6 protein-coding genes are annotated in these 5,017 nt (G+C 55.6%); 1 reads left to right on the forward strand and 5 read right to left on the reverse strand.

Annotation, left to right across the window (positions count from 1 at the left end):
* Positions 1-605: 605 nt before the first annotated feature.
* Positions 606-1,085 carry a cupin domain-containing protein gene (locus tag BM177_RS19010; protein WP_091686836.1) on the reverse strand — a complete coding sequence of 160 codons (480 nt, stop codon included), beginning with the start codon at positions 1,083-1,085 and terminating at the stop codon, positions 606-608.
* Between the two features lie 268 nt (positions 1,086-1,353).
* Here BM177_RS19010 and BM177_RS20280 point away from each other — a divergent pair, with 268 nt between their 5' ends.
* Entirely contained in the window at positions 1,354-1,668 is a 315-nt protein-coding gene (locus tag BM177_RS20280; protein WP_091686837.1) for a hypothetical protein, read from the forward strand.
* A gap of 256 nt (positions 1,669-1,924) precedes the next feature.
* Here BM177_RS20280 and BM177_RS19020 read toward each other — a convergent pair whose 3' ends face one another.
* The 4 genes from BM177_RS19020 to BM177_RS19035 form a co-directional block, all read right to left on the reverse strand.
* Positions 1,925-2,347: a SemiSWEET family sugar transporter gene (locus tag BM177_RS19020; protein WP_342028945.1), complete on the reverse strand. Its 423-nt coding sequence runs from the start codon at positions 2,345-2,347 to the stop codon at positions 1,925-1,927.
* The gene (locus tag BM177_RS19025; protein WP_091686843.1) at positions 2,289-3,620 is read right to left on the reverse strand and encodes a PQQ-dependent sugar dehydrogenase; all 1,332 of its coding nucleotides are present in this window, start codon (positions 3,618-3,620) and stop codon (positions 2,289-2,291) included. The genes BM177_RS19020 and BM177_RS19025 overlap by 59 nt, the downstream gene beginning before the upstream one ends.
* Positions 3,621-3,882: 262 nt before the next feature.
* The gene (locus BM177_RS19030; protein WP_091686847.1) at positions 3,883-4,332 is read right to left on the reverse strand and encodes a PA2169 family four-helix-bundle protein; all 450 of its coding nucleotides are present in this window, start codon (positions 4,330-4,332) and stop codon (positions 3,883-3,885) included.
* A gap of 233 nt (positions 4,333-4,565) precedes the next feature.
* On the reverse strand, positions 4,566-4,772 hold the full coding sequence (locus BM177_RS19035) for a hypothetical protein (RefSeq protein ID WP_139223753.1): 207 nt from the start codon (positions 4,770-4,772) through the stop codon (positions 4,566-4,568).
* Between the last annotated feature and the right edge of the window lie 245 nt (positions 4,773-5,017).

The following is a 5,017-nucleotide window of genomic DNA, read 5'->3' on the forward strand; positions in this document are numbered from 1 at the left end:
GCACCAACTGCAGGCCGCTTAACCTTTAATGTCGATGAGCCAGAACCTCCGTTCCGAATAACCTGAAACTGTCTCAAATCATCTGACGACGGACATCTCTTGTTGGCCGCATGTTTATCATCGAATTGTCTGGCCGCGGCACCTCACCACAAAACCGCTCGAACAAGCAACAAGCGATCATATGGATCGACACTTCGTAATGATGATCATGCCGTCACGATATCGCGAAGTTGCACACCACTCTCTCGCTGGGGCCGACAAACTGCGCCCAAACTTCATGAGAATGGATGATCAGATCGAGGTTTCCTTCCGACGAGGCTCATCGGATGCTTCCATATCGAGATCCGATCGCCCAGTTCCAACTTGCGGGCGTCAATCACCGCGCCGCATCCGTGCTCTCCGCCTCTATTGACCCCGATCGCAGCGTCCTCAGCGGTCCAACCCGATCCATCCCTGACACCCAAATCCCCATTGTCACAGCGGGTTTCTTCCCCGAGATGTCCGGACCGCTGGCCCAGACGACAGGCCGGGAAGTTCGTGACGGGCCGGCAATCCGAAACCCTTCACATTAGCGGACTTACTCCCGTTCTTGCAGATCAAGCGGGTCACCCGTGTTTATCGGGCGTATGTTTTGGCTGCACTGACCAGGCCGCTGGCTCGTCGTCTTTGTCGGCTTTGGCCGCCGCCGCTGTCGCCTGCACCTTGCCGGGCGTGTGGTGGTCGGGAGCGTAGATCGTATAGACTTGCATTGGCGCCGCCCCGATATTTGTGATGTTGTGCCAGGTCCCCGCCGGAACGAGGACACACCAACCGTTTGACACTTCCTTTTCAAAAGTCAGTTGGTCCTTCGCGGCTCCCATCTGCACTCGGCCGATGCCAGCTTCGAGGCGCAGGAACTGATCAGTCTCAGGATGCGCTTCAAGGCCAATGTCGCCGCCGGCAGGGATCGACATCAGCGTCACTTGCAGATAGCGCCCGCTCCAGGCGACTGAACGGTAATTTGCATTTTCTTTCGTCGCGCCTTCAATGTCGAACGATTGCGGCTGTGGCCCAATATCTTTGATCCTGTCAGCAGTGCTGCCCATGATTGGTCTCCTGAAGATAGCAGCAATGCAATGTCTTGCATTACACTCGGCGATTTGTTGCTCTTCGCGATTGCAATATCACAGCATCCATCGACAGCGGGTAGGTTCGGAAAATACCTAGTCAACGTTGGATTCGTGGGCCTGATTGCTTCGGGATACCAGGGAAGGGTTCTGTGGCTGCCGGCGCGGCTTGTCAGTGGCGGAGTAATTCTCCCCAAAAATGGCATTTTAGAATTTCCCCTGTTTTCATTATGCCGAGCCTGCCGGAATGAACCTCGGCAGGTCGGACGGCGACCAATTCGCCGATGCTGTTCCCTTTGGCGGGAAGGAACGGCGCGGTGATCAAACTCGGGGAAATCGTGATGATTTTGGATCTTCATCGACAGGGCTTGTCCGTTTCTGCCATTGCCCGCCAGCTTGGCGGGCGCCCGAACCGCGGCCCGTCTTCGACGTGATCGTCTCCGCCAGTCAGGAGGTCCGTTCGGGAATCGTCTACGCGACGATGATCGTCATCCTGGTCTTCATCCCGCTTTTCGCGCTTTCGGGGAGTCGCGAGTTCAAGATCGAAACGGTTCTCGTCTGATTCGGGAACTTTGGGTAAGCGACCACGAGAACGTGCTGCGAAACCTTGCTCGTGGTCCACGAAGTTGAAGCACCGACTTGCAGAGCGATATTTACGTCTCTCCATTCCCCACCTCCAGCGTCATGAAACACCCAAACTTGGTGTCCACGAAACCGGCAGCAGGCCACCCGCCTCATTCAAGGCCGTAGGAAGGCTGCAAGCGCCAGGCGAGAGATAAAGAACCCATGACGATAGCCTTTTTGTCGGAACGGATTTATCAATTCGCGGATGGATTGAGGGCGTCCGCTACCGATCTCATGAACCTTTTGGGAAAAAGCTTCATTGCGAAGATGAAGCTCGATGCAAACAAGCAAATGGCGTTCGGGACGATCAGCGGCCATTCCCTTCGCAGCAGTCCATAACTAAGCCACAATGAGAACCCCGCCACCGTCATTGCGTACATTCCAGTGGAGATCCCGCTTGTGTTTCGGGTCCTGATTATTTTCCATGCTTGCGGCACAAAGCTCACCGTCGAGACAAGAGCAGCAACTGTTCCAATGACCAGAGTTGAGTCCATATTTTGCGCCCTCTGATCGACCTTCGAAAGTTTCAGACAAACCGGAGAACGTTTGAAAGTTCGATTATTCCGTCGCCAGAGACGTGGCAGGGGTGACGCGCCATACTGTTCCGCCGACGTCATCTGCCACGAGAAGCGCCCCCTTCGTGTCGACTCTGACACCGACTGGTCGCCCCCGCGCCTCGCCGCGTTCATTCAGAAATCCGGTAAGCACATCCCGCGGCGGTCCAGATGGCTTGCCCTTGGTGAACGGCACGAAGATCACTTTATAGCCGCTGCGGGGGACTCGATTCCAGGATCCATGCTGACCGACAAACGCGCCGCCCTTGAACGAGGCATCAAAAAGTTCGCCTGTCGCGAAGGTCAAGCCAAGCGATGCCGTGTGAGCGCCAAGCGCGTAATCCGGAACAACCGCCTTGGCGACGAGCTCCGCAGACTGCGGCTTGACCCGCGTATCGACGTGATTTTCATAATAGCTGAAGGGCCAGCCATAAAATGCGCCCTCTTTGACCGATGTCATATAGTCGGGGACGAGATCGCTGCCGATTTCGTCGCGTTCATTGACGACGACCCAAAGCGCGTGGCTGTCTGGTTGCCAAGACAAACCGCTGGCGTTGCGAAGCCCGGACGCGAAGACCCGCATCTTGCCGGAATCGCGCTCGATTGCCAGAATGTCGGCCCGAAGGCGCTCTGCCTCAAGACCATTCTCAGCGGCGTTGCTGTTCGAGCCCACGGTGACGTAGAGCGTCTTGCCATCCTCGCTGGCGATCACGTCCTTTGTCCAGTGATGATTAATCGATCCGGCCGGCAAATCGGCGATCTTGACGCCAGCTTCTTTGATTGATGTCTCGCCCGAGTTATAGGGAAATCGAAGCAATGCGTCGGTATCCGCGACGTAGAGGTCATGACCGACCAGCGTCATCCCGAAAGGAGAGTTCAGCCCCGACAAAAAGGTGAATTTCTGATCGGCCACGCCGGTCCCATTAGAATCACGGAGAAGCGTGATTCGGTTTGGACTGCCGAGGCCCGATCCTGCGCCTTTCATGATCCATTTCTGCACTAATCCCCGAAATCCCTTGCTGTCGTCAGGCTTCTCAGGTGCATCCGTTTCGGCGACAAGGACATCTCCATTGGGCAGGACGGCGAGCCAGCGCGGATGTTGCAGTCCGGTCGCGAACGCTTGTACCGCCAAGCCAGCGGCCGGCGACGGTTGCTCCCCGGCTGCCCAACCCACGGCTTTTGCGACATTTATGGTTGGCAATAGAGAGGTTACTGGATTTGGAAGCACCGGGTGTTCGCCATAACCTTGCGCTGCCGGCAATGTGGCTTCGTCTCCACATGCGACGAGCAAGAGAGTAAAACCTAGAACCCCGGCGGTTGTTACGTACGAAACCATTCAACCTCGCTTGGCGATACCGACTCGCTGATTCGCACCCACGTTTAAACAATACGTGCAATTGACAGTCGCGTTTCGATCTCGTTCGTTAAAAGGGCTGAACACCTTCGCCGTCGGGTAGTTCACAATTTATATAGCCATTGACAGGAACGCAACCGGCAACCGAAACGCCTGCGGTCGAAGGAAAAAGTGGTTCTCAGTGTCGATTGATCCTTACATAATCACAACAGCGGCGTTCGAGCACGCCGCTGTTGGCTTTGTTTTAGGCAGCGCGCGTCGAGTTCCGGAGGTCAAGAACGTGGTCGTGATTTTCCTTGACGCCAAAATATTGCCGCTCAACGACAGTCCGGATGTCGGCGGGCAGATCCTTCTTCAAGGCTGCCTCGTAGGCGCTCTTGGCCGCGTCTTCGCTGCGCTCGCATTCCTCCAGGACCGCGTGATCATCCATCGAAGTAATGGATGATTTGAGACCCGTCCAAGCGCGATGAAGAGCTCCGCTTATGGTGCCGGAATCAGATGGGTTCCCCCCGAGAGCTCGAATGTGAGACTCGAGCTCATGAGCTCCTTCGCGACAGCGTGAGGCAGCGGTTTCAAACACAGACTTGAGGTTGGCGTTCTTGACTTGTTCGGCACAGGCTTGAAACCCGTCTTCGCCGTCTTTCGTCGTATTGAGCAGATCATTGAGTGTGGATATAACTTCAGATTTTTCCATTGGTAATTTCTTTCTATCGTTAATGACGATAATGCGCGTTATCTTTTTGCCCGTCATCTGGCAAAATGGGATAAGAGGGCCGCAGTCAAAAAGTTCCGTTCCACCCCGCTTCACAACGCGCGGCGGGGATAATGGAATCGAAGTCGGCGGAGCCTTGGGATTGCGTGTCAAGATACCGCTGGCTGGGGCGAAGCGAGGGCCTGCTTCGAGTGTTTTCCAACCGCCGCCGCGGTTTATCTCCGCCGATCTTTCGGCTCGCCGACGGCCTCGACAAGCATGTCGCGGATATGTTTTTCGTGCGCGATATCATCCTCAATGAACTTCCGAAACCGTCCATTCTTGCGATCCGTGAGCATGGCGGTCGACTCGGCGATGTCGCGGTCGCATTCCTCAATGCGGTCGTAGAGCTGATCCCACTCGACCTTTTCTTCCTTTGTCATCGGACCCTTGAGGATGACCTCGCCTCTTTTAAAGTCAATGACCACATCGTCCGGATGGGGCAGAGGCGCCAAGCCGGTCAACCCTAACCGTTCGCGGCGATCGAGGATCTTTTCCCAATGCTGTTTGTATTCGATCGCCGTCTGCAGATATGTCCGTCGTCAGATGATTTGAGACAGTTTCAGGTTATTCGGAACGGAGGTTCTGGCTCATCGACATTAAAGGTTAAGCGGCCTGCAGTTGGTGC

It is taken from the genome of Methylocapsa palsarum, from assembly GCF_900114285.1.
GTDB classification, from domain to species: Bacteria; Pseudomonadota; Alphaproteobacteria; order Rhizobiales; family Beijerinckiaceae; genus Methylocapsa; species Methylocapsa palsarum.

Excerpts from the sequence above, each read along its gene's own strand:
- BM177_RS19025 (WP_091686843.1), bottom strand. The coding sequence starts at position 3,620 with ATGGTTTCGTACGTAACAACCGCCGGGGTTCTAGGTTTTACTCTCTTG.
- BM177_RS19035 (WP_139223753.1), bottom strand. The coding sequence starts at position 4,772 with ATGACAAAGGAAGAAAAGGTCGAGTGGGATCAGCTCTACGACCGCATT.
- BM177_RS19030 (WP_091686847.1), bottom strand. The coding sequence starts at position 4,332 with ATGGAAAAATCTGAAGTTATATCCACACTCAATGATCTGCTCAATACG.
- BM177_RS19020 (WP_342028945.1), bottom strand. The coding sequence starts at position 2,347 with ATGACGTCGGCGGAACAGTATGGCGCGTCACCCCTGCCACGTCTCTGG.
- BM177_RS20280 (WP_091686837.1), top strand. The coding sequence starts at position 1,354 with ATGAACCTCGGCAGGTCGGACGGCGACCAATTCGCCGATGCTGTTCCC.
- BM177_RS19010 (WP_091686836.1), bottom strand. The coding sequence starts at position 1,085 with ATGGGCAGCACTGCTGACAGGATCAAAGATATTGGGCCACAGCCGCAA.